Raw genomic sequence first — 24012 nt, 5'->3', positions numbered from 1 at the left:
CCGCCTTATCTTTCGTCGAAGGCAGCCTGCATTTCAGCAGGATCGCTTACCCCGCTGGCGAGCAGCAATTGCAGCAGAATCCGCGCCTTTTGCGGATTGAGAGCGCGGGACGCGACGAAGCCGTTGGGTTCGTCCTCCGGCTCCCGGTCCACCAGCCCCTCGTCCACCCGGCTTGCCCGCACCACGGCCACGCCCTGCCGACGCCGTTCGACCAGCACGCTGCGCACGGTATCCGGCAGATTCCCCTCGCCCACGCCCGCCACGACGATGCCGCGCTGGTCGTCCCCCACGATACGGCGGGCAAGGTCCGGGTCCATGTCCGCATGGGCGTAGAGGATCACCACTGGCGGCAGGTCGCTTGCATAGTCGAACCGGGCCGCATCGCCCGCTCTCCACGGTGCACCGAACCAGTCCAGCGCGCTGGGCGTGACCAGCCCGATAGATCCGCGCGGATAGCCGCGAAAGGCATCGGTGCTGCGCGTGCGGACCTTGCGCACGTCGCGCGCGGCAAAGACACGGTCGCCCATCACCACCAGGACGCCGCGCCCCGACGCATCCGGATCGCTGGCCACGCGCGCCGCATTGGCGAAATTCCTGAGACCGTCATACCCCACCGCATCGGCCGGACGCATCGCGCCTACCAGCACGACCGGCTTGGCACAGGGCAGCGTCAGGTCGAGAAGGAATGCGGTCTCCTCCAGCGTATCGGTCCCGTGCGTCACGATGACGCCGGTGCAGCCGGGATCGGCCAGTGCGTCTTGGATCGCGGAATGCAGCGGGGTCCAGACGGCCGGTCCGATATCCTCCGACCCGATATTGGCGATCTGCCGGCCGGAAAACTCCGCCTCCAGACCCAACCCCTTCACGCGCGAGAGATATTCGGCGATGTCGATCTGCCCGGGGCGATAATCGTGGGCTAGGGCGGACCCGGCAATGCCGGCGATCGTGCCCCCCGTGGCGAGAACTGTAAGACGTGCATGGGCCATGAAAATCGCGCCTAGCGACGAAAGGCCCAACTTCGCAATTGAATCTGTCCGCCAAGGCGCTAGATAGCGCGTCTGCCCCGGCAACGGGCCAGCGCTTCTGAAACGGAGCGGGCGATTAGCTCAGTTGGTAGAGCATCTCGTTTACACCGAGAGGGTCGGCAGTTCGAGCCTGTCATCGCCCACCATTTTCCTCTTCTTCGATGGTGCGTCCGGGGGTAGTCCGGAGTCAGTCCGGCTTTTTCAGGATCGACGGGCGGCGATTATCGCATGGGCCCCCGCTACCGTCGAGCGAGCGGCGGGTGATCCGGCGCGCAAGGTCGCTGTCCACGGTGGCCATCGCATCGCACGGATCGTCCGCCTCGACGATGTCGGCGATGTCGTCGATGGCATCCTCGGCGGTGTCGATCTGCTTTGCCGCTTCTGGCGAGACGCGGCCTTCCAGCATCTCCAGCATCCGGGAGACCAGCCGCAATTCCTCCGCCAGCCGCAGGCTCAGCACGTCGTCCGTCTTGGCCAGCGCCGGTTTTGCAGAGAAGCTCTGGCGCAAAATCTCGAGCTGGTCGCGCGCCAGCGTTTCCAGTTCGGCTTCGGTGAGGGGGCGACCGCCTTCGATGGCTTTTCCGTGCAGTATTTCCATGGGTTAGCATTAGCCGCGACAGGTTAATACGGTGTTGAGGATGCGCTACGCGTTCGCCGCTCAGAGCGCTTCGTCGATGGCGCCGCGTGCCTCTGCCGAAGACCAGTCGTAATCGCCCGCGATCCGCCACACCTCGCGCCCGCCCGCATCGTACAGCACAGTGACAGGCAGGCCGCCCGCACCGATGGCGAAGGCGAACCCGGTTTCTGGGTCGAGCCATTTCGGCAGGTTGGGCAGGTCGTTCCGTGCGAAGAACGGCTCGACCGCCTGCGCCCCGTTCAGGTCCTGGCTGATGGTCAGGACCTGAACCTCGCCATCCAGGTCGGCGGCAAGCTCGTCCAGCAGCGGCATTTCCTTGATGCACGGCGCGCACCAGGTCGCCCACAGATTGACCAGCATAGGCGTGCCCGTGCCGCCGCCCAGCGAGAGGGATTCGCCGGCCGGGTCCGACAGGGTGATGTCCGGCACCGGCTCGCCCGCGCGGGACCGGTCGATCTCTCCCGCAGCGGAGGAGGTCGCGCCATCCAAGCTCTCCTTGCCAGCCGCCAACGCGTCATCGCCTTGCACCGGCGTGGCGGGCGACCTATCGCACCCGCTCAGCAGAATGGCACAGGCGACAAGCGTAATGGGTAACCGGGACACGGAAGGCTCCAACCAGATGTGGGGCGGCAGGTTCGCTGGCGGACCTAGTGCGGTCATGCGCGAAATCAATGCCTCGATCCCGTTCGACAAGGCCCTGTGGCGGCAGGATATCGCAGCGTCGAAAGCCCACGTCGCCATGCTGGCGGCGCAGGGTATCGTTACCGAGGCCGATGCGCGCACGATCTCCGGCGGGCTGGACGACGTCGCAGCCGAGTACGAGCGCGACGGCGTGCCCGAGGACTGGGACCTGGAGGACATCCACATGACGGTGGAGGCCCGCCTGACCGAGCTTGTCGGACCGGCTGCCGGGCGCCTCCACACCGCGCGTAGCCGCAACGACCAGGTCGCGACCGACTTCCGCCTCTGGACCCGCGAGGCGCTGGAACGCGCAGATGCAGGGCTCGAGGCCTTGCAGCGCGCACTCGTCACGCGGGCGGGCGAACATGCGGACAGCATCATGCCCGGCTTCACCCATTTGCAGACCGCGCAGCCAGTGACCCTGGGCCATCACCTGATGGCCTATTACGAGATGGTTCGGCGCGACCGTTCGCGGCTGGCCGATGCGCGGGCGCGGATGAACGAAAGCCCGCTGGGCAGCGCCGCGCTGGCCGGTACGGGTTTCCCCATCGACCGCGAAGCGACGGCGGCGGCGCTCGGCTTCGACCATCCGACGGCCAACAGTCTCGATGCCGTGTCCGACCGCGACTTCGCGTTGGATTACCTGATGGCGGCGGCACAGTGCTCGCTCCATCTGTCGCGGCTGGCAGAGGAATTCGTCATCTGGGCCAGCCAGCCCTTCGGCTTCGTCCGCCTGCCCGATGCGCTCAGCACCGGCAGCAGCATCATGCCGCAGAAGAAGAACCCCGACGCCGCCGAACTGGTGCGCGGTCATGCCGGGCGCATTGTCGGCTGCGCGACCGCGCTGATGGTCACGATGAAAGGCCTGCCGCTCGCCTATTCCAAGGACATGCAGGACGACAAACCGCCGGTGTTCGAGGCGGCAGGCCTGCTCGACCTGTCGATTGCCGCGATGACCGGCATGGTGGCGGACGCGGCGTTCTCCGCCGAACGGATGCGCGCCGCGGCAGAGCTGGGCTATGCCACCGCGACCGACCTTGCCGACTGGCTGGTGACGCAGGCCGACATCCCGTTCCGCGAGGCACATCACATCACCGGCGCCGCGGTGAAACTGGCGGAATCGGAAGGCGTGGCGCTCGACGCGCTGTCGCTGGAGCAGCTCAAGGCGATCGATGCGCGGATCGACGAGCGGGTGTTCGATGCGCTGTCGGTCGATGCCTCGGTCGCGGCGCGGGCATCCTATGGCGGAACCGCGCCGGAACAGGTACGTCTCCAGGTAGCCCGCGCCAGGCAGGCGCTGGGAATGGAGGAATGATGCGTCTGCGCAGCCTTTACCCCGTCGCCCTGGCCGCCATGCTGCTGGCCGGCTGCGGACAGAAAACCGCGCTCGAGCCGGTGCCGCCCGCGGACCTGCCGCCCGCACCCTATGGCGCCAGCGCGCAGCCCGAAGCGGACGACCTTCTCGAACTCGATACGCTGGCGGCACCCGAACGCAGCATCGAACTCAGACGCCGGTCGGAGGAACGCGAAGACGATCCTTTCGACCTGCCCCCCGAATAGGACCAGTTCCCGTGGATCATTTTGCCCTGAAGGACGGCGTCCTGCACGCCGAAAACGTACCCTTGCCGCGCATTGCGGAGGATGTCGGCACGCCCGTCTACGTCTATTCGCGCGCCACGCTGGAACGCCACGCGCGGGTCTTTTCGGAGAGCGTGGCGGGCGCAGGCAAGGGCGAACCGCTGATTGCCTTTGCCGTGAAATCGAACCCCAATCTCGCCGTGCTGAAGGTACTGCAGCAGCAGGGGTTCGGGGCGGATGTCGTCTCCGGCGGGGAACTGCGCCGCGCGCTGGCGGCAGGAATGGCTCCGGAAAAGATCGTGTTCTCCGGCGTGGGCAAGACACGGGCGGAACTGCAGCTTGGCCTCACCAGCCGGATCGGCCAGTTCAACATCGAATCGCTGGAAGAAGGCCGCGAGCTGGCAGAGGTAGCGCGTGGAATGGGCCTGACCGCGCAGGCCGCGTTGCGGATCAATCCCGACGTCGATGCCGGGACCCACGACAAGATCTCGACCGGCAAGGCGGACAACAAGTTCGGCATCCCCCTGGTCCGCGCACGCGAGGCTTTCGACGAATTGTCGGCGCTGGACGGCCTGAACCTGCGGGGCGTTGCCCTGCATATCGGCAGCCAGTTGCTCGACCTGACCCCGCTGGAAACGGCTTTCGCCAAGGTCGGCCAACTGGTCGCGGACCTGCGCGGGGCCGGGCACACGATTACCCATGTGGACCTGGGCGGCGGCCTGGGCGTCCCCTACCGCGAGGGCGAAAACCCGCCTTCCCCCGCCGCCTATGGCGAGATGGTGAAGAGGGTGACCGCCGACTGGGACGTCATCCTGACCTTCGAACCCGGCCGCGTCATTGCCGGGAATGCCGGCGTCCTGCTGACCCGCGTGGTGCGGGTGAAGCGCGGAGTGCGCGACCCGTTCGTCATCGTGGATGCGGCGATGAACGACCTTGCCCGCCCCGCACTCTATGGGGCCTATCACGGATTTTCATCCGTCACTCCCGATGGTTCGCAGATGACGGCCAACATCGTCGGCCCGATCTGCGAGACGGGCGACACCTTCGCCATGGGCCGCGATTGCGACGCGCTGTCGGCAGGCGACCTGGCCGTGTTCCGCACAGCCGGAGCCTATGGCGCGACCATGGCCAGCAGCTACAACTCGCGCGGGTTCGTGGCCGAAGTGCTGGTCGACGGCGATCGTCATGCGGTCGTGGCCGACCGTATCGACGCAGGCGCCATCATGGATGCGGAGCGGGTTCCCGAATGGCTGGAATAGGCTCCCTCCCCCTCTTCCACCGGGTGCGCGGAAGGCGCGTCGTGGTGTTGAGCGAGGGCGTGATGGGAGAGGCGAAGACCCGGCTGGTCGAACGCGCCGGCGGCATCCCCTGCAGCGAGGCCGAAGCGCATCACGCGCATCTCGCCTTCGTCGCGCTGGACGACGAACACGAGGCGGAAGCCGCCGCATTGCGGCTGAAGCGCAAGGGGCTGCTGGTGAATGTCGCCGACCGTCCCGAACTGTGCGATTTCACCACGCCGAGCATCCTGGACCGCGAACCCGTGCTGGTTGCGGTCAGTACGTCGGGCGCATCGGCAGGCCTTGCCAAGCATCTGCGCCTGCGCCTGGAACGATTGCTGCCCCAGTCGCTCGGCCCGCTGGCCGCCGCCCTGCGCGATGCCCGCGATGCGATGCGTGCAACATGGGCCGACGGCGATGCGCGCCGCACGGCCGTGGACCGCGCGCTGGGCGAAGGTGGCGTGCTGGACCCGTTCGACCCGGACAGCGCCGGGCGTGTCGATGAGTGGCTGGCCGATCCGGCGACCGGGACACGTGGCGGGACAGTCGACATCGCCCTGCGTAGCGACGATCCCGAAGACCTTACTCTGCGCGAGGCCCGCCTTCTGGGAACCTGCGATTTGCTGGTGCACGACCCGGACGTGCCGCAAGCGATACTAGCCCGCGCGCGCGCCGATGCCAAGCGCGTCGAAGGCTCCATCGTACCGAAAAGCGATAGATCGATGCTCGTCGTGCGGCTGACAGGCAACCGCTGATGCGGGGCTGTGCCAGCGCACTTGGCTTGATCTTCCTCCTGCTAAGCGTGCCGCTTTCGGCGATTGTGATTGCCGGAATGAAAGAACGCGACCGGCGCGCAGATATATTGGCACGAGGTGAAAGCGCCGAAGCAACAGTTACGCGGTCTTCCGGCGGCGTCGGGAAGTGCCTTTTCGACTACGAATTCGTGATCGACGGCCAGAGTTACGAGGGCGGGCCAGGTGGATGTCCGCTGGCTGGTGAAGCCTCGAAAGGCACGCGCATACTCATACGGTACCTGCCCGGTGACCCTGACGAAAACGTCGCCGTGGGCGCCGCGGTGTGGCCCGGCTGGATCGCCGTGCCGATCCTCCTCGGCGGCGCACTGCTCGTCATCTTTCCGTATCTCTTCGTCATGGAATGGTGGGAGAGGCGCAAACTGGCAAAGCGTCGTCAGAGACCTCGGCCGAGCTCTCCGACTTCCGAAAAGTAACGGGCCATCGCTTCTGCCGCCGTGTCGGTCAGCGCAATGAAGGCGCGGCGCCTGTCGGCATCGTCGTGCACCCGTTCGAGCAGGCCGCCCTCCACCATCTGGCTGATCCAGCGCAGCGCCGTGGTCGCAGGCACACCGCTGGCGATGCAGAGCGAGGTGACAGCGACGCGCGTGTGCTCCGCCCGGGCGGCGGTCAGGTCCAGCAGCATGTCCCACGCAGGGTCGGCGAACAGGTCCCCGTCGAAGAATTTGGCGCGCGCCTGCCGCTGGCGGATGATCTGGCGCACCAGCCGCGGATCGGGGAGCGCCGGCCGCCCTTTGCGGACCAGTGACGCCTCCGCATCGCCTTCGCCGCGATAGCCGTCGGCAGGGGATTCGAACCGGAATGCGCCGCCCGAACCGGACAGGCCCGGCTGGCCCAGCCGTTCCAGCTTTTCCGCGATCTCGCTGACCTGCTCGGTCAGGCGCAGCAGGTTGATGCGGTCGTCATCCGACAGGTCGCGCACCCTGCTGTCCGCCCCGTCCATCTTCACACGCCCCAGTGCCAGCAGCCGGTCGCCATGCGAAGGATCGACAAGGATCTGCGGGCGTGACGATGCCAGGCACGCAAAGACAGGCTCCAGCGAGCCCTGCGATACGCAAACCAGCAAGGCCGCACCGCTTTCAGCAACCCGTTCGTCGATCCGGGCCAGCGCCGCGAGGGTTCGTGCATTCGCCTGAGGGCAGTCGGCCAGCACCACATCCCCGAACGGCCGCATATCCCCTTCCGCGAAATCCACGATGGCGCCCAGCCGCGTGACGGAAAGGCCCGCCGCCTCTGCATCATCGCACCATGCCTCGCGCCTGCTGTCGCGGTCGCACAGGATCGTCGTGGCAAGCGGCAGGCGGGAGACATCACCCGCCGGTTCATAGGAAAAATCGGCCTGCGCCATGAATAAGGGCTCCTACGGAATAGAAGGAACAGTTAAGGAACAAAAAGAGTTCATGTCAAGAATTCAGGGGCGGATGTCGATCACGGTCCCGTCTTCGACCAGTTCGTAAAGTTCGGCAATCTCGTGATTGGCCAACGCGATGCAGCCATCGGTCCAGTCGCCCTGCATCCGACCCGAAGCCAGTCCGTTGGGCTGGCCATGCAGGAATATGTCACCGCCCGGGTCCCGCCCAAGCGATGCCGCATAGGCGCGGTCCTGCGGGTTCGGATAGCTGATACGCAGCGACAGGTGATAGCGGCTGTCCGGATTGCGCGTATCGATGACATAGCGCCCCTCCGGAGTGCGCTCGTCGCCCTCGAACTGCTTGTGCCCGAACATCGCGTCGCCGAATTGCAAACCCGTATAAGTCCGCACGACTTTTCCGCGGGAATAGGCCCACAGCGTGCGCTCCGACTTGTCGACGAGGAGATATTCCACCGCCGGTGCGGCCGCCGGCACAAGAGGCGGTGCCGGTGCGGGCGCAGGCGCACAGGCGCCGACCGGCAGCAGCGCTGCAAGAAGGAGGGTGGAGGCGCCCGGCCGGCGCATCAATCCTCGAACGGATCGCGCACCAGGATCGTGTCGTCGCGTTCCGGGCTGGTCGATACCAGCGCGACCGGCGTTTCGATCAGTTCCTGGATACGCTGGACGTATTTCACCGCATTGGCGGGCAGGTCCGCCCAGCTGCGTGCGCCTGCCGTGCTTTCCTGCCAGCCGGGCATTTCCTCGTAGATCGGCTCGATCGCTTCCTGGCTTGCCGCATGGCTGGGCAGGTAGTCCATGATCGTGTTGTTGAGGCGATAGCCGGTGCATATCTTCACCGTCTCGAACCCGTCGAGCACGTCGATCTTGGTCAGCGCGATGCCGGTCACGCCGCTGATAGCGCAGGTCTGGCGCACCAGTACGGCATCGAACCAGCCGACCCGGCGCTGGCGGCCGGTGACGGTGCCAAATTCATGGCCCCGTTCGCCCAAAGTCTGGCCGATGGCGTCCTCCAGTTCGGTCGGGAACGGGCCGCTGCCGACGCGCGTGGTATAGGCCTTCACGATGCCCAGCACGAAGCCGGTGGCATTTGGCCCCAGTCCGCTGCCGGCCGCCGCGCTGCCGCTGACCGTGTTGGAGCTGGTGACGAAGGGATAGGTCCCGTGATCGACATCCAGCAGCACGCCCTGCGCGCCTTCGAACAGGACGCGGGCGCCTGCCTTGCGGACCTTCTTCAGGCGTTTCCAGACCGGCTGCGCATATTGCAGGACGAAGGGCGCGATTTCGGCCAGTTCCTTCTTCAGTGCCTCCCGGTCGACCGGCGGCTGGTCGAACCCGGCGCGCAGGGCATCGTGATGCGCGCAGAGGCGGTCGAGTTGCGGGTCGAGCTGGTCCAGATGGGCCAAGTCGCACACGCGGATCGCACGGCGGCCGACCTTGTCTTCATAAGCCGGACCGATGCCGCGGCCGGTGGTCCCGATCTTCCCCTTGCCCGCCGCCGCTTCGCGCAGGCCGTCGAGGTCGCGGTGCAGCGGCAGGATGAGCGGGCAATTGTCGGCGATGGCGAAATTGTCGTCGTTGATGGTGACGCCCTGCCCTTCCAGCTTCTCGACCTCCGCCTTCAGCGCCCACGGGTCCAGCACCACGCCATTGCCGATCATCGACAGCGTGCCCGTGACGATGCCGCTGGGCAGCAGGGACAGCTTGTAGGTGGTGTCGCCCACCACCAGCGTGTGGCCGGCATTGTGCCCGCCCTGGAACCGTACGACGGCGTCGGCCCGGCTGGCCAACCAGTCGACGATCTTGCCCTTGCCCTCGTCGCCCCACTGCGCGCCGATCACGGTTACGTTTGCCAAGTCGTATCACCCTTCGAATGTGCTGGCAGCAGGTCTGCCCGGATATGCCGCGCCCTATGGCACGGCGAAGGCCAACAGGAAACGGACGTTTCGCGCAAAAGTCAGGACATTTTGCGCGGCCCGTCTGTTGGTAGGCCATATGAAGGAGACCCACATGACAGACTATCCCACCCTGACAATGAACGACGACCGGCAAATCCCGCAGCTCGGCTTCGGGACCTACAAGATCGAGGACGAGGATGCGCCGGACGCGGTGAAGACCGCGATCGAGACCGGGTACTGGCTGATCGACACCGCCGCCGTATACGGAAACGAGAAGGGCGTCGGCAAGGGCATCGGCGACTGGTCCGACATCTTCCTGCAGACCAAGATCTGGAACGACAGCCAGGGCTACGACCGGACGAAGAAGGCATTCGACAAATGCCTGCAGCGCCTGGACCGCGATCATGTCGACATGCTGCTGATCCACTGGCCCTGCCCAGACAAGGACCTGTTCGTCGAAACCTGGAAAGCGTTCATCGAACTGCGTGACGAAGGCCGCGCGAAATCGATCGGCGTTTCCAACTTCCGGGAAGAAGACCTGGAGCGTATCGTCGATGAAACGGGCGTCACGCCGGCGCTCAACCAGATCGAGGTGCACCCCAATTTCCAGCAGCGCGAACTGCGCCAGCTTCATAACGACATGGGCATCATCACCCAGTGCTGGTCGCCGCTCGGCCAGGGCGAAGCGCTGGAGCGCGGCCCGATCAAGGATATCGCGGACGACATCGGCCAGCCGGTCAGCGCGGTGGTCATCGCCTGGCACCTGCAATGCGGCAATGTGCCGATCCCGAAATCGACGCAGCCCGATCACATCAAGGCCAATTTCAAGGCGCTCGATTTCGAACTGACCGATGCGCAGATGAAGGCGATCGACGATCTCGACGATGCCGACGGCCGTATGGGTCCCGACCCGGCCGAGTTCAGCTAAGGCCCGAGAAGGCCAGCCTCAAAGCGGCTGCACTTCATCGCCCGACAGGCGGTGGGTGCAGCCGAGCTTTTGCGGATTGTCGCCGTCCGACAGGGCCGCGACGGTTCGCCAACCCTCGCTGCGAACCTTGCGCGCCGCGTCGCGGTCGTGGTCCACAGGGAGGAAGACGAGCGGCCGCGTCTCGGCAGCGGGCAGCGCGGACAACAGTGCGTCGAGATAGAGCGAGAAGCCGGTGGCCGCCTCGCCCGTTCCGCCGATGCGATAGGTCCCGCCGCGGCCGAGCGCCTTGCGCGATCCCTCGGCATAGAGCGTGAAGCCGAACCAGCTCTGGTATTCGAACCCGTGGCGCTCGGTCGGGTCCAGCGTGATCCGGGCCCGGTCCCCGACAGAAGCAGCAATGGCTTCCAGCCCCTCGATACGGCTGGCAAGCGCGCCGCCGGCATCGGTGTTCTTCAGTTTGTCGATGGCATCCGCGAAGGGGCCCGCCGCGTGGATCAGCGGCAGGTAGGCCCCGCCGCCTGCACTGACGAGGCCGCCTGCGTCCTTGGTATCGAGCTCCCGCCGGACGGCATCGACGCGGCCTGCCTCCAGCGGAAAGACGTCCTTGCTCAGCGTATCCACGAGGTCGGGCAGCGTGAAATCGACCGACAGCCCTGTGGCCCCGGTCGCCTCGACAGCGTCCAGCGCCAGCAAGACGATTTCGCTGGCGGCAGCAATCGTGTCCGCGCCGATCAGTTCCGCTCCCATCTGGGTGCGCTGGCGAGCCGGGGCGAGCTGATCCGCCACCATCGTCGCGACATCGCCGCCATAGCACAGGCGCAGGGGCCGCGGGGCAGAGGCAAGGCCGGTCGATGCAATGCGCCCGATCTGCGGCGTGATGTCCGACCGCAGCGCCAGCGTGCGCAGGCTGGCAGGATCGACGAAGCGGAACTGGCGGCGCGTGCCCAGTCCGTCCATCCGCCCGGCGAGCGACTGCTCGAATTCCACCAGCGGCGGGCTGACCCGGTCGTATCCGTGACTGTCCATCGCCTCCAATGCGCAGCGCATAGCCTCTATCAGGCTCCGCGCTTCGGCAGGCAGGCGGTCTTCCAGCCCGATGGGCAACAGGTCGTCGGTCTTCGTCATGGCGAGGCCCCTAGCCCGTTCCGGTTTCCAGCGCCATCCCGCTCAAACGGTGAAAATGGCGCTGGAAAGGTGCTGATGACGGATCAGAAGGCCAGCGGCTTCACCAGGCGCACGCCTTCCACGGCGCAGGCCTGCTTGACCACGTCCTGCGTGATCGGCTGGTCGACGCTCAGCAAAAGGACGGCCTCGCCGCCCGCCTCGCGCCGGCCGAGATTGAACGTGCCGATATTGATGCCGTTCTCGCCCAGCAGGGTACCGATGCGACCGATGAAACCGGGCGCGTCGTCGTTCACGATGTAGAGCATATTGCCGCTCAGTTCCGCCTCGATCCCGATGCCGAACATTTCCACCAGGCGCGGCGCGCCGCCGCTGTCCATGCTGCCGAACAACGTCCCGGCCACCGAACGGTCGCCCTGCTCCGTCGCCACCGTGACGCGGATCAGCGTGTTGTAGGCGCCTTCCTTCTGGTGGCGGATGGAGCGCACGTCCAGCCCGCGCTCCTTCGCCAGATAGGGCGCGTTGACCATGTTCACCGTGTCGGAATACTGCCGCATCAGGCCGGCAAGGACAGCGCCTTCGATCGGCTTGCCCGACAGTTCCGCCGCTGCGCCTTCGCGCTCGATGCTGATCGTGGTCAGATTGCCATGCGCCAGTTGCCCGACAAGACTGCCGAGATTTTCGGCAAGCTTCATGTAAGGCTTCAGCTTGGGCGCTTCCTCTGCGCTGAGGCTGGGCATGTTGAGCGCATTCGTGACGCCGCCATTGACCAGGTAATCGGCCATCTGCTCCGCCACCTGCAGCGCGACATTGACCTGCGCTTCGGTGGTGGAGGCGCCCAGATGCGGGGTGCAGATGAAATTCTCCATCCCGAACAGGGGGCTTTCCTTCGCCGGTTCGGTCGCGAACACGTCGAGCGCGGCGCCTGCGACATGGCCGCTTTCCAGCTTTTCAGCCAATGCCGCTTCGTCGATCAGGCCGCCGCGGGCGCAGTTGACGATCCGCACGCCCTGCTTCGTCTTCGCAAGGTTTTCCGCCGACAGGATATTGCGGGTCTCGTCGGTCAGGGGCGTGTGCAGCGTGATGAAATCGGCGCGCGCCAGCAGCGTGTCGAGATCGACTTTCTCGACGCCGATTTCGACCGCGCGCTCAGCCGTCAGGAACGGATCGAAAGCAATGACCTTCATCCTCAGGCCCTGGGCGCGTGCCGCGACGATGGAGCCGATATTACCGGCCCCGATCAGGCCCAGCGTCTTGCCGGTGACTTCCACGCCCATGAACGCGCTCTTTGGCCATTCGCCCTTCTGCGTGCGTTCGTTGGCCTGCGGGATTTGCCGTGCCAGCGCCATGATCATGGCAATGGCGTGCTCCGCGGTGGTGATGGAGTTGCCGAACGGCGTGTTCATCACGACCACGCCTTTGCCGCTGGCATAGGGAATATCGACATTGTCGACCCCGATCCCTGCGCGGCCGATGACCTTGAGATTGGTCGCCGCATCGAGGATTTCCGGCGTCACCGTGGTCGAGGACCGGATGGCGAGGCCGTGATATTCGCCGATGCGGGCTTTGAGTTCTTCCGGGCTTTCGCCGGTGATGACATCGACGTCGCAGCCGCGTTCCTCGAAGATACGCGCGGCATTGGGATCCATCTTGTCGGAGATGAGGACTTTAGGTTTGCTCATGGGAATATTCCTTCCGTCAGCCCGGACACCGTGGTCCGGGGCGGGAATGGGGGAAGGCGGCGGCCCCACCTGCTCTTGGCAGGGCCGCCCGCCGTGTCAGCCGTTCTCGAGGCTCTCGTAAGCCCACTCGATCCACGGGAGGAGCCGCTTCAGGTCCTCCTGCTCGACCGTGCCGCCGCACCAGATGCGAAGGGACGGCGGGGCGTCGCGGTATCCGTTGAAGTCGTAACCGACATCGCGTTCGTCCAGCATGGCGGCGATCTTCTTGGCCACGCCGGCCTTGTCCTCGTCCGACAGACCATCGTACCAGTCGCCCTGGAAGACGAAACAGACGCCGGTGTTGGTCCGCTTTGCCGGGTCGTCCACCATGTTGCGCAGCCAGGGCGTCGCCTCGATCCAGTCGGTGACGATCTTCGCGTTGGCGTCGGCGCGGTCGAACATGGCCTGCCGCCCGCCGATGGACTTCGCCCATTCCAGCGCCGCGATGTAATCTTCCGTCGCCAGCAGGCTGGGCGTGTTGATCGTCGCGCCTTCGAAAATCGCGCGGTTGATCTTGTCGCCCTTCTTCAGGCGGAACAGCTTGGGCAGCGGCCATGCAGGATCGTAGCTTTCGATCCGCTCCACCGCCTTGGGGCTGAGGATCAGCATCCCGTGCTGCGCTTCGCTGCCCATGACCTTCTGCCACGAGAACGTCGTTGCATCGAGCTTTGCCCAGTCCATTTCCTGCGCGAAAACGGCACTGGTGGCATCGTTGATCGTGATGCCTTCACGGCCCGGCTCCAGCCAGTCGGTGTTCGCGATTTTCGCGCCGCTGGTCGTGCCGTTCCAGGTGAAGACGACATCGTTGCCCTGCGGGATCTGCGTCAGGTCGGGAATTTCGCCGTAATCGGCGTCCAGCACCTGCAGGTCCGGCAGCTTGAGCTGCTTGACCGCATCCTGGATCCAGACATTGCCGAAGCTTTCCCACGCAGCGACCGTCGCGGGCCGTGCGCCCAGCATGGTCCACATCGCGCATTCCAGCGCGCCGGTATCGGAGGCCGGCATGATGCCGACGAGATAGTCGTCGGGCACGCCGAGCAATTCGCGGGTCAGGTCGATGGCATATTTCAGCCGCGCCTTGCCCACGGCGCTGCGATGCGAGCGGCCGAGCGATTCGGTTTTCAGCTTGTCGAGGGACCAGCCCGGGAATTTTACCGTGGGACCGGAGGAAAAGTGCGGACGTTCAGGCTTCAGGGCCGGCTGAGCGCCTGCCCCGGTATTCGTATCAGTCATGTATTCTCTCCTTGCAGAGAGCACGCGCGGCGTTGGGACCGCGTGGCCCGCTGCTCGCAATAGTGCGGTGCAACATCGTGTCAATCGACTAGCGGACGAAACGGGGGATGGGTTCCGAGATAATCCGGCGGGCAATGACGATATGCCGCACCCTCTCGCCAAACCGAGGCTGCGACCCTATGGCGGGCCGCTATGGATGTGTCCGACCTTCGCATCGCCCTGTTCAGCGGGAACTACAACTATACCCGCGACGGGGCGAACCAGGCATTGAACCGGCTGGCGGAATACCTGCTGCGGCAGGGCGCGATGCTGCGGGTCTATTCGCCCAAAGTGAAGGACCCGGACTTCCCCGCAACCGGCGATCTCGTCGGCGTTCCCAATGTCCGGATGCCGGTCAAGGGGCGCGGCGAATACCGCCTGCCGCTCGGCCTCGGCGCGAAGGCGGAGGCGGATCTCGACGCGTTCCGGCCCAATATCATCCATGTCTCGTCCCCCGATCCGGCGGGCCATGCGGCCGTGCGCTGGGCGCGCAAGCGCGGCGTGCCGGTCCTCGCCTCGGTCCACACTCGGTTCGAGACCTATCCGCAATATTACGGCGTCGGCTTCCTGGAACCCGCCATCACCGCGATGCTCAGGCGGTTCTACAACCGGTGCGACGCGCTGGTCGCGCCTTCGCAGAGCATGATCGACGAGTTGGGCGAACAGGGCATGGGCGACGATATCGGCCTGTGGACGCGCGGGGTGGACCGGACCGTCTTCGACCCTTCGCGCCGCGATCCCGAATGGCGCCGTTCGCTGGGGCTGAAGGATGACGATATCGCCATCGCCTTCCTCGGCCGGCTGGTGATGGAAAAGGGGCTCGACGTCTTTGCCGATGCCATCATCGAACTGCGCAAGCGCCAGGTCCCGCACAAGGTGCTGGTGATCGGCGACGGCCCGGCCCGCGAATGGTTCGAAAAAGCGCTGCCCGGCGGCATATTCGCAGGGTTCCAGACGGGCGGCGACCTTGGCCGCGCACTGGCGAGCGCCGACATCTTCCTCAATCCCTCCATCACCGAAACCTTCGGCAATGTCACGCTGGAGGCGATGGCGAGCGGCCTTCCCGTCGTCGCCGCGCGCGCTACCGGCGCATCCAGCCTGGTTGAGGACGGGGTCTCGGGACATCTCGTCAGCCCGCGCGACATTGCGGCCTATGCCGATGCCCTCGCCCCCTATTGCACCGACGATGCACTTCGCCGCGCCCATGGCGACGCAGGCGAACTGCGCGCCCGGGACTACAGCTGGGATGCGATCAATTCGGTGGTGGCCGACACCTATCTGCGGCTTGCCGAAGAGGCGCGCAGCTGACCTGTCAGCGCAGCACGCCCTTCGCGGTCATTCGGCGCGCATAGACAATCAGCAGGATGGTCACCGTGAAGATGATGGCCGTGAAGATCCACGCGAACGGGCTGCTCAGCCCTTCGGGAACGTCGCTGGAGACGGTGTAGATCGTCGTTCCGATCAGGCCCAGCAGCGCCACGACGAACGCGTGGAAGGCGAAACGGCTTCTCAGCAGCAGGAGCAGCGATCCGGCAACGGCGCCCCACACGCCGAAGGCCCAGCAGGCATCCGCCCATGACGGGAACGAGGTGTAATAGCCGACCATGACGTCCACCGGCACGCCGATATTGGCCGCCCCGCCGGACAGATATTCCATGTTGCGGGTCTGCGTCATCACGTAGTCGAACGCCCCGCCCGCGTTCCACAGGAGCGCCACGACCCCGATCACCCACAGGTGCCACGGAGTTTTCTGGTTTTCGTTTGTCGTCATGATTGGCCTTCCCTTGCGCGACCCGTCGGACCCTGAGGCGAGAATGCGCCTTCGGGCAGGAATTGGCAAATCGCGCGCGCAGTCCCTACATCGCCCGTCATGGCCGACCTGTTCGGGGACGACGCCCCGCCCTCTTCACCGCCCGAAACCCTGCGCGAGGATGCACCCCTTGCCGACCGGCTGCGCCCGCGCGCGCTGGACGAGGTGATCGGGCAGGAACACGTGACAGGTCCGGAGGGCGCGATCGGGCGGATGGTCGCTGCCGGGCGCCTGTCCAGCCTGGTCCTGTGGGGCCCGCCCGGCACAGGCAAGACCAGTATCGCGCGCCTGCTCGCCGATAGCGTCGGCATGCGATACGAGGCGGTCAGCGCGGTCTTCACCGGCGTCGCCGACCTGAAGAAAGCCTTCGCCGCCGCTGACAAGGCGGCCGAGGCCGGCCAGCGCACGCTGCTGTTCGTGGACGAGATCCACCGCTTCAACCGGGCCCAGCAGGACGGCTTCCTCCCCTTTGTAGAGCGCGGCACGGTCACGCTGGTCGGGGCGACGACGGAAAATCCCAGCTTCGAACTCAACGCCGCGCTCCTGTCCCGCGCACAGGTGCTGATCCTGCACCGGCTGGATGCAGAGGCGCTGGGCAAGCTGCTGGGCCGGGCGGAAGAGCTGGAAGGCCCCCTGCCCCTAACGGCAGAGGCCCGCGCGGCGCTGGTCGCCAGCGCCGACGGCGACGGCCGCTTCCTGCTCAACCAGGCGGAAACGCTGTACAATGCGAAGATCGAGGAGCCGCTCGGCCCCGGCGAACTGGGCAATTTCCTGCAGCGCCGCGTCGCCGTTTACGACAAGGACCGCGAAGGGCACTACAACCTGATTTCCGCGCTTCACAAGGCGGTGCGCGGGTCCGATCCGCAGGCGGCGCTGTATTACCTCGCCCGGATGCTGACGGCGGGCGAAGAGCCGCTGTATCTCGCGCGGCGGCTGGTCCGGATGGCAGTGGAGGATATCGGCCTCGCCGACCCCAATGCGCTGGTCCAGTGCAATGCGGCGCGCGAGGCTTACGAGTTTCTCGGCAGTCCCGAGGGCGAGCTGGCGCTGGTGCAGGCCTGCCTCTATCTCGCCACCGCGCCCAAATCGAATGCCGTCTACAAGGCGCAGAAGGCCGCGTTCCGCTCTGCCAAGGAGACGGGCAGCCTGATGCCGCCGATGAACATCGTCAACGCACCGACCAAGCTGATGAAGGACGTCGGCTACGGCAAGGGGTACACCTACGACCACGATGCGGCGGAAGGGTTTTCGGGCGACAATTACTGGCCGGACGAGATGGAGCCGCAAACCTACTACGCGCCGGTGGAACGCGGGTTCGAGCGCAAGATTGCCGAGCGCATCGCCTATTGGGACAGACTGCGGGCCGACCGGGCTTGAGCCGTTTCCGCCAGTTCCTCGCCATCGACTGGTCGGGCGCTGCGGGCGAGCGCCATGCAGGCATCGCGCTGGCAATTGCCGATGCGACGGGCGGCGCGCCGGTACTGGTGGAGCGGGGCCGGAAATGGTCGCGGGCAGAGGTGCTCGGCATCCTGCGTGACCTGCCCGCCGATACGCTGGTGGGCATGGACCTCGGCATTGCACTGCCCTTCGCCGATTGCGGGGCCTATTTTCCGGGGCACGGCGCAAGCCCGCAGGATGCCCGATCGCTCTGGGCGATGATCGATACGCTGTGCGGGGACGAGCCGCATCTCGCCGCCGGTTCCTTCACCGACCACGCCGATCTCGCGCCCTATTTCCGCCGGCACGGCGGGCGGGAAGGCGCGCGGTTCCGCTGTGACGGAGCGGCGCATGGTCGCGGACGCTTCCGGGTCACGGAGCAGCGGCAGGCAGCGATGGGACTGAAGCCCTATTCCAACTTCAACCTCGTCGGCGCGGCGCAGGTCGGCAAGTCCAGCCTGACGGGCATGCGCTTGCTGCACCGATTGCAAGGCACGGTCCCGGTCTGGCCGATCGACCCGCTCCGGCAAGCAGGCTCCGTCATTTGCGAAATCTACACCAGCCTCGCCGCGATGGAGGCGGGACGCAGCGCCAGCCGATCCAAGATCCGCGACCATGCCGGGTTGGACGATGCCCTGGGTATGCTCGGTTCGCCGGGGCTGGGACAGAGCGGTGCCATCGACGACCACAGCAGCGATGCGCTGCTGACGGCGGCATGGCTGCGCAAGGTTGCAGGCGATCCATCCCGCTGGACGCCCGGGGGCCTGACACGTGAGGTGGCGCGAACAGAAGGCTGGACCTTCGGCGTAATCTGACGCAAAGGCGCGAACAGACGGATAGGCCGGCTTAGCTCAGTTGGTAGAGCACCTGATTTGTAATCAGGGGGCCAGGGGTTCGAATCCTCTAGCCGGCACCATTCTTTCTTTTTTTCGCGAAGCCGCCTCCGCGGCTTCGTTCTCGGTGCTGTTTCGATACTGCGCATCGAGCAACTGCGGGGCGGCCGCGTGGCCTTGCGGGCCTGCGGCCCGTTCTGGAAATGCCGGCGCCCGTCCTTTTAACCCCGTCCGCGATAGCCTTGCACACCCTGGTCGGGGACCCACAGGCCTTCGGGCGGAGCGCCGGTCTGCCAGAAGACGTCGATCGGGATGCCTCCACGCGGATACCAGTATCCGCCGATGCGCAGCCATTTCGGCTTCATCTCGTCCGCCAGCCGCTGGCCGATGCCGACCGTCACGTCCTCGTGAAAGCCGTTATGGTTGCGGAACGAGCCGAGAAACAGCTTCAGGCTCTTGCTCTCGACGATGGTGTCGCCGGGCGCATAATCGATGACCAGGTGCGCGAAATCGGGCGCGCCTGTCACCGGGCACAGCGACGTGAACTCCGGCGCGGCAAACCGGACGAGATACAGCGTGCCGGGGCGCGGATTGGCGGGATAGTCGAGTTGCGCTTCCTCGGGCGAGGCAGGCAGCGCGCTCTGCTGGCCCAGGTGCTTTACTTGCGGCGCGCCGGACGAAGACGAATGTGTGTCGCTCATGCCGCGCCTGTGCCCTTATCGCGCGTCTGAAACAAGACGGCGGTTGGACCAGCCGCTTTCAGCGCCTATTCAGCGCCGCCCCGCTTGGGGCCTCGTTCCGCTCTCATAAAAACAGACCGCCATAGTCCATGATATCAGTTCGCCGCCTCCTGCCCCTGATCGCGTTTTTCGCCGCGAGCCCCCTGCTTGCCCAGCAGGCGAACGAATTCGATCTGGAGACGACGACTCCCCGGCCCAGCGCGACGACCGGCGTGCAGGTGCAGGGCCCGGTCGACGATAGCGGGATCGTGCCGGTCGGCCCGCGCCGCATCGGCCCCTCGCCCACACCGACCGCCACCGCTACGCCCGTTCCGCGCCCGGTTCCGAGCACGGCCGCGACCGCAGCGCCCTCGCCCGCGCCGCGCCAGCAGGCCCCTTCTGCTACCCAGCCCCGGCAGGCAGCGCCCCGCCAGGCAGCGCAGCCCTCGCAGGCAGGCGAGCAGGCCACGACCGCGACTGCTTCCCGCACCGAACCGGCTACAGCGTCCCCGATACCGCAAGCCAGCGAGCCGGTGCCGAGTGGACAGTCCGCGACCGATCCGATCCCGTCCTCGGGCGAAACACCGCCTTCGCAAAGCGATACGGACGCTGCCATACCGGGCCTGTCCCCTGCGCCCACCGGATCGAGCGAGATTTCGGCGCAGGCTGCGACCGGCGGTGCCTATTGGTGGTGGGTACTCGCAGCCCTGGTTGCGGCAATCGCAGCGGTCGCCGGATTTGCATTCTACAAGCGGCGGCAGCCGGTCGCCATCGCGGGCGGTGCCGGCACGGCGTCCCCCGGCCTGATGAAGGCGGCCACACCCCGGCCCAATCCCGAAACGGCCTCTGCCGAAGCGCCGCCAGCCGAAATGGCAGGACCCGAAACCGCATCGCCGCCCGCTTCCGCGCGGACCGCAACCCCTGCCCCCGTGGCGCCGCCTGTCGGCGCGGGAAATTCGGTCGCTCCGCTCGGGCTGGAAACCCATGTCGTGCGCATGCAGCGCAGCATGATGGGCCTGACCGTGACGGCCCGGGTCGCCGTGACCAACCGGGGCAGCAAGGCAATCACCAATGCGGTCCTGCAGGGCGATCTCATCGGCGCCAACAATGGCGAGCCGCTTGGCCAGCAGCTCGCCAGCGCGGCGGCGGAACTGGACGAGATCGAGACACTGGGAACGATCGAACCGGGCGAACGGCGCGAAGTGGCGGCGAATGTCCGCATCGACCTCAATTCGCTGAAGGGCATCCGGCAGGGCGGTTCGGTCGTCTATGTCCCGCTGCTGCGGCTGCGTTTCTCCGGCGACGGGACGAAGCCGCTGGCATCCACCGTCATGGTCGGCCATCCGCCGGCGCAGCACGGGGGCAAGCCCACGCCCTTCCCTGCGCAGGCCGCGCCGCAGATTTACGACAATGTCGTGGGCCGCGCGCTGGGCTGACCTTACGCCCCCTTTTGCCGACACGCGGACCCGGCGCATCTCGACGCGGCGCGTCCTGCCAGCTAGCAACAACGGCATGAATATGCTGGTGACGACCCCCTGGCTGGCACAGGCCCTTGGCCGGAATGGCGCAGGCGACGCGGCCCCGGACATCGCCATCCTCGATGCGTCGCTCCACCTACCCGGTGCAGGGCGCGACGCAGGGCAAGAATTTGCGCAAGGCCACATTCCCTGCGCGCGTTTCCTGGACCTTGCAGGGCTGCACGATCCGCAATCCAGCCTTCCCGGCAAGATTCCCGATGCCCCGAAGCTGCGCGAACGGCTGGCCCTGCTGGGCGTAGGGCCGCAAATGCAGGTCGTGCTGTATGACGACAGCGATCTCCATTCGGCCTGCCGCGCATGGTACCTGCTGACCCTGCACGGCCTTCGAGGCGCCTGTGTCCTCGACGGGGGGTTGGCGAAATGGCGTGCGGAAGGACGCCCTCTGGAAGAAGGGGCACAGCCGCTACCATCGCCGGGCACGCCGCCCCCGCTGGCACCCGATCGCGCGCGCATTCGTAGCAAGGCGGAGATGCTGGACAACCTCGCCCTCCATGAAGAGCAGGTCGTCGACGCGCGCGATGCGGCACGGTTCAGGGGGGAAAACGCGGATACGGTCCACGGCCTGCCCGGCGGACATATTCCCGGCGCGAAGAACCTACCCTTCACGCAGCTTTTCCGGGGCGACGGAACCTTTCTTCCCGTGCCAGAGCTGGCGCAGCGCTTCCGCGAGGCCGAGATCGACCCGGACCGCCGGGTGGTGACGACCTGCGGCAGCGGCGTTACGGCATCGGTCCTGATGTTTGCGCTGGCCCTGATCGGTGCGCGGCAGGCGGGATTGTATGACGGGAGCTGGTCCGAATGGGGCGCGGATCCTGCCACACCCAAGGAACAGGGACTCGGACACTGAGCAACGACAAATCCAGCAGCGACGAAACCGGCACCGGCAGGCGCGGCGGGAAAGCCGTGGCGACTCGGCTTGTCGAAGGCGGGCGGCGCCCCGAATGGACGAAGCCGGTCGTGAACCCGCCCGTCTGGCGCGGCTCCACCCACCTGTTCGAAAACGACCGCGCGCGAAAACTCGCCGGTGGACGCATCGGCGACGGCCAGTTCTTCTACGGCCGCCATGGATCGCCGACGCAGTGGGCATTGTCGGAGGCGCTGACCGAAATCGAGCCGGGCGCGGCGGGCACCGTCCTCTACCCCAGCGGCGTCGCTGCCATTGCCGGAGCGCTGCTGGCCGTCCTGCGCCCGGGCGACGTGCTGCTGGTGACGGACAATGCCTACGATCCCAGCCGCGCCATGGCGACGGGACTGCTGGCCGATTTCGGGATCGAACACCGGTTCTTCGATCCGCTCGACGTCGATGGTTTCGCGCAGCACATCTGCGAACGGACGAAGGCGGTCCTGTTCGAATGCCCCGGCAGCCTGACGATGGAAGTCTGCGATGTCCCCGCGCTCGCCGACATCGCGCACGAGCAGGGCCTCGTCACCGTGATCGACAATACCTGGGCCTCCCCCCTGGGCTTTCCCGCGCTGGAGCGGGGATGCGACATTTCGATCATGTCCCTGACGAAACATGTGGGCGGCCATTCCGACCTGCTGATGGGATCGGCCAGCGCCGGGGCTGCGCTCTATCCCAAGCTCAAGCACCGTGCCCAGACGATGGGCCAGGTCGTCTCGCCCGACGACGCCGCGCTCGCGCTGCGTGGCCTCAGGACGATGAAAGTCCGGCTGAAGCAAAGCACGAAGACCGCGCTGGAACTGGCTGCCTGGCTGCGCCGGAGGCCGGAGGTAGCGCACGTCCTTTGTCCGCCGCTCGAAGGGTCGCCGGGGCACGAGGTCTGGGCGCGCGACTTCACCGGCGCGTGCGGCCTGTTCAGCTTCATCCTGAAAGACCGCACCGCGCGTCAGCGCGCCGCCTTCGTCGACAGTCTCGAACATTTCGGCATCGGCTATAGCTGGGGCGGGTACGAAAGCCTTGCCCTGCCCTTCGACCCGGCCAGCATCCGGACATCCAGCACATGGCCGCCGGCCGAATGGGGGGCTGGCGAGTGGCTGGGCGTTCGCCTATCCATCGGTCTCGAAGATGCAGACGACCTGATTGCCGATTGCGATCAGGCCTTTGCCGCGATGGACAAAGAATGACCGCCACCCCTTCCGCGCCCAATCCGATCCCCTCCCCCGATGCATCGCCCTCGGCGGTTCCGCTGGTCGATCCGGAAACGGGCGAACGGCTGCTCGATCCCGAAACGGGTGAGCAGCTGACCGGCGTGCCGAAGGAGCAGCCGCTGGAATTCGTCGACCCTGAAACGGGCGAAACCCTGCTCGATCCCGAGACGGGCGAGCCGCTGAGCGCGGAAGCGGTCCCGGAAGACGTTCCCTTGCCAGAAGCGGAACCGGCCGAAGCGGTTGCCGCGTCGCAGGAAGTCGCCGAAGCCGTGTCCCAGCGCAGCGAAACCATCGGCTCAGTCGTGGAAACGCTCGATTCCATCGCGCTCAGCGTGGCGGATATGCGCATCTCGCTGTGGGACGTCCTGATCGTGATCCTGACGCTGGGCGCCGTCGCGATCTTCGCGTGGATTTTGAGCAAGGGGGCGCACAGCCTCCTGTCCCGGTTCTCCAATCTCGACATGACGCGCCGCCTGCTGGCGGAAAAGCTGATCAACTTGCTGGTCTGGTCGCTCGCCATCCTGATCGGGATCGACCTGCTGGGCATCGACCTGACCGCGTTCGCCGTTTTCTCCGGCGCGTTCGGGCTCGCCATCGGTTTCGGCCTGCAGAAGACCTTCGGCAACCTCATCGCCGGGATCATCTTGCTGATGGACAAGTCGATCAAGCCGGGCGACGTGATCGCCGTGGCCGACCAAGCGGGCGCATCCACTTTCGGCCAGATCCGCAAGATAGGCATCCGCGCCGTGTCCATCACCACGCGGGACCAGAAGGAATACCTGATCCCGAACGAGAACCTGATGGTCAACCAGGTCGAAAACTGGTCCTATTCCAGCAAGAACGTGCGGATGCAGGTGCCCGTCGGCATCTCCTACGCAGCCGACATCCACCATGCCGAGGAACTGATGCTGCAGGCGGCAAAGGCGTGCAAGCGCGTGCAGCAGACCCCTCCGCCGACCGTCTGGCTCGACGGCTATGGCGACAGCAGCGTCGATTTCATCATCCATTGCTGGATCAACGATCCCGAAGACGGCATCGGGAATGTGAAATCCGAAGTCCTGAAGAACCTGTGGGACCTGTTCCAGGAACACGACATCGAGATCCCCTTCCCGCAGCGCGACCTGAACCTGCGCGGCAACGACCAGTTCGACCAGTTGATCGCCGCTGTGGCCCAGCGCGTGGGACAGGACGGGAAAGTGCCGGAAAAGAACGGGCAGAGCGCGGCGGGCGAAGACTAGCTTGCGCG

24 protein-coding genes and 2 tRNA genes are annotated in these 24012 nt (G+C 66.2%); 15 read left to right on the top strand and 11 right to left on the bottom strand.

Going from position 1 to position 24012, the window contains the following annotated elements; translation table 11 throughout:
* Positions 1–5 precede the first annotated feature (5 nt).
* Positions 6–986 (bottom strand): asparaginase, encoded by a 981-nt coding sequence (locus tag ACGHJ7_RS05125; protein WP_390475057.1) that lies wholly within the window; start codon positions 984–986, stop codon positions 6–8.
* 109 nt (positions 987–1095) lie between these two features.
* Between ACGHJ7_RS05125 and ACGHJ7_RS05120 the strand changes: the two genes are divergently transcribed.
* Positions 1096–1171, top strand: a tRNA-Val gene (locus ACGHJ7_RS05120).
* 41 nt (positions 1172–1212) lie between these two features.
* Here ACGHJ7_RS05120 and ACGHJ7_RS05115 read toward each other — a convergent pair.
* A complete protein-coding gene (locus ACGHJ7_RS05115; RefSeq protein WP_390475055.1) occupies positions 1213–1623 on the bottom strand; it encodes a hypothetical protein in 411 nt (136 codons plus the stop codon).
* Positions 1624–1683: 60 nt separating this feature from the next.
* Positions 1684–2265 (bottom strand): TlpA family protein disulfide reductase, encoded by a 582-nt coding sequence (locus ACGHJ7_RS05110; RefSeq protein ID WP_390475053.1) that lies wholly within the window; start codon positions 2263–2265, stop codon positions 1684–1686.
* 16 nt (positions 2266–2281) lie between these two features.
* Here ACGHJ7_RS05110 and argH point away from each other — a divergent pair, with 16 nt between their 5' ends.
* From argH to ACGHJ7_RS05085, 5 genes are read left to right on the top strand one after another with little or no spacing between them, the layout of a single operon-like run.
* A complete protein-coding gene (gene argH, locus ACGHJ7_RS05105) occupies positions 2282–3658 on the top strand; it encodes an argininosuccinate lyase (RefSeq protein WP_390475198.1) in 1377 nt (458 codons plus the stop codon).
* The gene (locus ACGHJ7_RS05100; RefSeq protein WP_390475051.1) at positions 3655–3903 is read left to right on the top strand and encodes a lipoprotein; all 249 of its coding nucleotides are present in this window, start codon (positions 3655–3657) and stop codon (positions 3901–3903) included. Before argH ends, ACGHJ7_RS05100 begins: the two co-directional genes overlap by 4 nt.
* 11 nt (positions 3904–3914) lie before the next feature.
* Positions 3915–5180 (top strand): diaminopimelate decarboxylase, encoded by a 1266-nt coding sequence (gene lysA / locus ACGHJ7_RS05095; protein ID WP_390475049.1) that lies wholly within the window; start codon positions 3915–3917, stop codon positions 5178–5180.
* Complete coding sequence (locus ACGHJ7_RS05090) at positions 5168–5953, top strand: NAD(P)-dependent oxidoreductase (protein WP_390475047.1); 786 nt, start codon at positions 5168–5170, stop codon at positions 5951–5953. Before lysA ends, ACGHJ7_RS05090 begins: the two co-directional genes overlap by 13 nt.
* A 26-nt stretch (positions 5954–5979) precedes the next feature.
* Complete coding sequence (locus ACGHJ7_RS05085; protein ID WP_390475045.1) at positions 5980–6426, top strand: DUF3592 domain-containing protein; 447 nt, start codon at positions 5980–5982, stop codon at positions 6424–6426.
* Here ACGHJ7_RS05085 and ACGHJ7_RS05080 read toward each other — a convergent pair.
* The 3 genes from ACGHJ7_RS05080 to ACGHJ7_RS05070 all read right to left on the bottom strand — a co-directional run bounded on the left by ACGHJ7_RS05080 (position 6387) and on the right by ACGHJ7_RS05070 (position 9235).
* On the bottom strand, positions 6387–7358 hold the full coding sequence (locus tag ACGHJ7_RS05080; RefSeq protein ID WP_390475043.1) for a winged helix DNA-binding protein: 972 nt from the start codon (positions 7356–7358) through the stop codon (positions 6387–6389). The genes ACGHJ7_RS05085 and ACGHJ7_RS05080 overlap by 40 nt on opposite strands.
* 63 nt (positions 7359–7421) lie before the next feature.
* Positions 7422–7946 carry a murein L,D-transpeptidase family protein gene (locus tag ACGHJ7_RS05075; protein ID WP_390475041.1) on the bottom strand — a complete coding sequence of 175 codons (525 nt, stop codon included), beginning with the start codon at positions 7944–7946 and terminating at the stop codon, positions 7422–7424.
* Positions 7946–9235 carry an adenylosuccinate synthase gene (locus tag ACGHJ7_RS05070; protein ID WP_390475039.1) on the bottom strand — a complete coding sequence of 430 codons (1290 nt, stop codon included), beginning with the start codon at positions 9233–9235 and terminating at the stop codon, positions 7946–7948. Before ACGHJ7_RS05070 ends, ACGHJ7_RS05075 begins: the two co-directional genes overlap by 1 nt.
* Positions 9236–9389: 154 nt before the next feature.
* Between ACGHJ7_RS05070 and ACGHJ7_RS05065 the strand changes: the two genes are divergently transcribed.
* On the top strand, positions 9390–10205 hold the full coding sequence (locus ACGHJ7_RS05065; RefSeq protein WP_390475037.1) for an aldo/keto reductase: 816 nt from the start codon (positions 9390–9392) through the stop codon (positions 10203–10205).
* Between the two features lie 18 nt (positions 10206–10223).
* Here ACGHJ7_RS05065 and ACGHJ7_RS05060 read toward each other — a convergent pair whose 3' ends face one another.
* The 3 genes from ACGHJ7_RS05060 to ACGHJ7_RS05050 all read right to left on the bottom strand — a co-directional run bounded on the left by ACGHJ7_RS05060 (position 10224) and on the right by ACGHJ7_RS05050 (position 14281).
* On the bottom strand, positions 10224–11330 hold the full coding sequence (locus ACGHJ7_RS05060; protein ID WP_390475035.1) for an ATP phosphoribosyltransferase regulatory subunit: 1107 nt from the start codon (positions 11328–11330) through the stop codon (positions 10224–10226).
* 83 nt (positions 11331–11413) lie between these two features.
* Positions 11414–13009, bottom strand: a complete 1596-nt coding sequence (gene serA / locus ACGHJ7_RS05055; RefSeq protein WP_390475033.1) for a phosphoglycerate dehydrogenase — start codon at positions 13007–13009, stop codon at positions 11414–11416.
* Between the two features lie 96 nt (positions 13010–13105).
* Complete coding sequence (locus ACGHJ7_RS05050) at positions 13106–14281, bottom strand: phosphoserine transaminase (RefSeq protein WP_390475031.1); 1176 nt, start codon at positions 14279–14281, stop codon at positions 13106–13108.
* A 192-nt stretch (positions 14282–14473) separates the two neighbouring features.
* Here ACGHJ7_RS05050 and ACGHJ7_RS05045 point away from each other — a divergent pair, with 192 nt between their 5' ends.
* Entirely contained in the window at positions 14474–15628 is a 1155-nt protein-coding gene (locus ACGHJ7_RS05045; protein ID WP_390475029.1) for a glycosyltransferase family 4 protein, read from the top strand.
* Positions 15629–15632: 4 nt separating this feature from the next.
* Here ACGHJ7_RS05045 and ACGHJ7_RS05040 read toward each other — a convergent pair whose 3' ends face one another.
* Positions 15633–16091, bottom strand: coding sequence for a hypothetical protein (locus tag ACGHJ7_RS05040; RefSeq protein ID WP_390475027.1), 459 nt, complete (start codon positions 16089–16091; stop codon positions 15633–15635).
* 99 nt (positions 16092–16190) lie between these two features.
* On the opposite strand from ACGHJ7_RS05040, the gene ACGHJ7_RS05035 reads away from it, so the two are divergent.
* From ACGHJ7_RS05035 to ACGHJ7_RS05025, 3 genes are all read left to right on the top strand, one after another.
* Positions 16191–17507, top strand: coding sequence for a replication-associated recombination protein A (locus tag ACGHJ7_RS05035; protein WP_390475026.1), 1317 nt, complete (start codon positions 16191–16193; stop codon positions 17505–17507).
* Positions 17504–18382 carry a hypothetical protein gene (locus ACGHJ7_RS05030; protein WP_390475024.1) on the top strand — a complete coding sequence of 293 codons (879 nt, stop codon included), beginning with the start codon at positions 17504–17506 and terminating at the stop codon, positions 18380–18382. The genes ACGHJ7_RS05035 and ACGHJ7_RS05030 overlap by 4 nt, the downstream gene beginning before the upstream one ends.
* Before the next feature lie 25 nt (positions 18383–18407).
* Positions 18408–18483 (top strand) — tRNA-Thr (locus ACGHJ7_RS05025).
* Positions 18484–18621: 138 nt separating this feature from the next.
* On the opposite strand, the gene queF is transcribed toward ACGHJ7_RS05025, so the two are convergent.
* Positions 18622–19101 carry a preQ(1) synthase gene (queF, locus tag ACGHJ7_RS05020; RefSeq protein ID WP_390475022.1) on the bottom strand — a complete coding sequence of 160 codons (480 nt, stop codon included), beginning with the start codon at positions 19099–19101 and terminating at the stop codon, positions 18622–18624.
* 128 nt (positions 19102–19229) lie between these two features.
* Between queF and ACGHJ7_RS05015 the strand changes: the two genes are divergently transcribed.
* The 4 genes from ACGHJ7_RS05015 (at position 19230) to ACGHJ7_RS05000 (ending at position 24004) form a co-directional block, all read left to right on the top strand.
* A complete protein-coding gene (locus tag ACGHJ7_RS05015; protein WP_390475020.1) occupies positions 19230–20555 on the top strand; it encodes a hypothetical protein in 1326 nt (441 codons plus the stop codon).
* A gap of 76 nt (positions 20556–20631) precedes the next feature.
* The gene (locus tag ACGHJ7_RS05010; protein ID WP_390475019.1) at positions 20632–21504 is read left to right on the top strand and encodes a sulfurtransferase; all 873 of its coding nucleotides are present in this window, start codon (positions 20632–20634) and stop codon (positions 21502–21504) included.
* The gene (gene metC / locus ACGHJ7_RS05005) at positions 21456–22742 is read left to right on the top strand and encodes a cystathionine beta-lyase (protein ID WP_390475017.1); all 1287 of its coding nucleotides are present in this window, start codon (positions 21456–21458) and stop codon (positions 22740–22742) included. The genes ACGHJ7_RS05010 and metC overlap by 49 nt, the downstream gene beginning before the upstream one ends.
* Positions 22739–24004 (top strand): mechanosensitive ion channel family protein, encoded by a 1266-nt coding sequence (locus ACGHJ7_RS05000; RefSeq protein WP_390475015.1) that lies wholly within the window; start codon positions 22739–22741, stop codon positions 24002–24004. The genes metC and ACGHJ7_RS05000 overlap by 4 nt, the downstream gene beginning before the upstream one ends.
* Positions 24005–24012: the final 8 nt, after the last annotated feature.

Source organism: Altererythrobacter sp. MTPC7, assembly GCF_042851395.1.
In the GTDB taxonomy this organism is placed as follows: Bacteria; Pseudomonadota; Alphaproteobacteria; order Sphingomonadales; family Sphingomonadaceae; genus CAJXSN01.
Note: the sequence above shows the minus strand (reverse complement) of the source record. Positions and strands in the feature narration are given on the sequence as shown.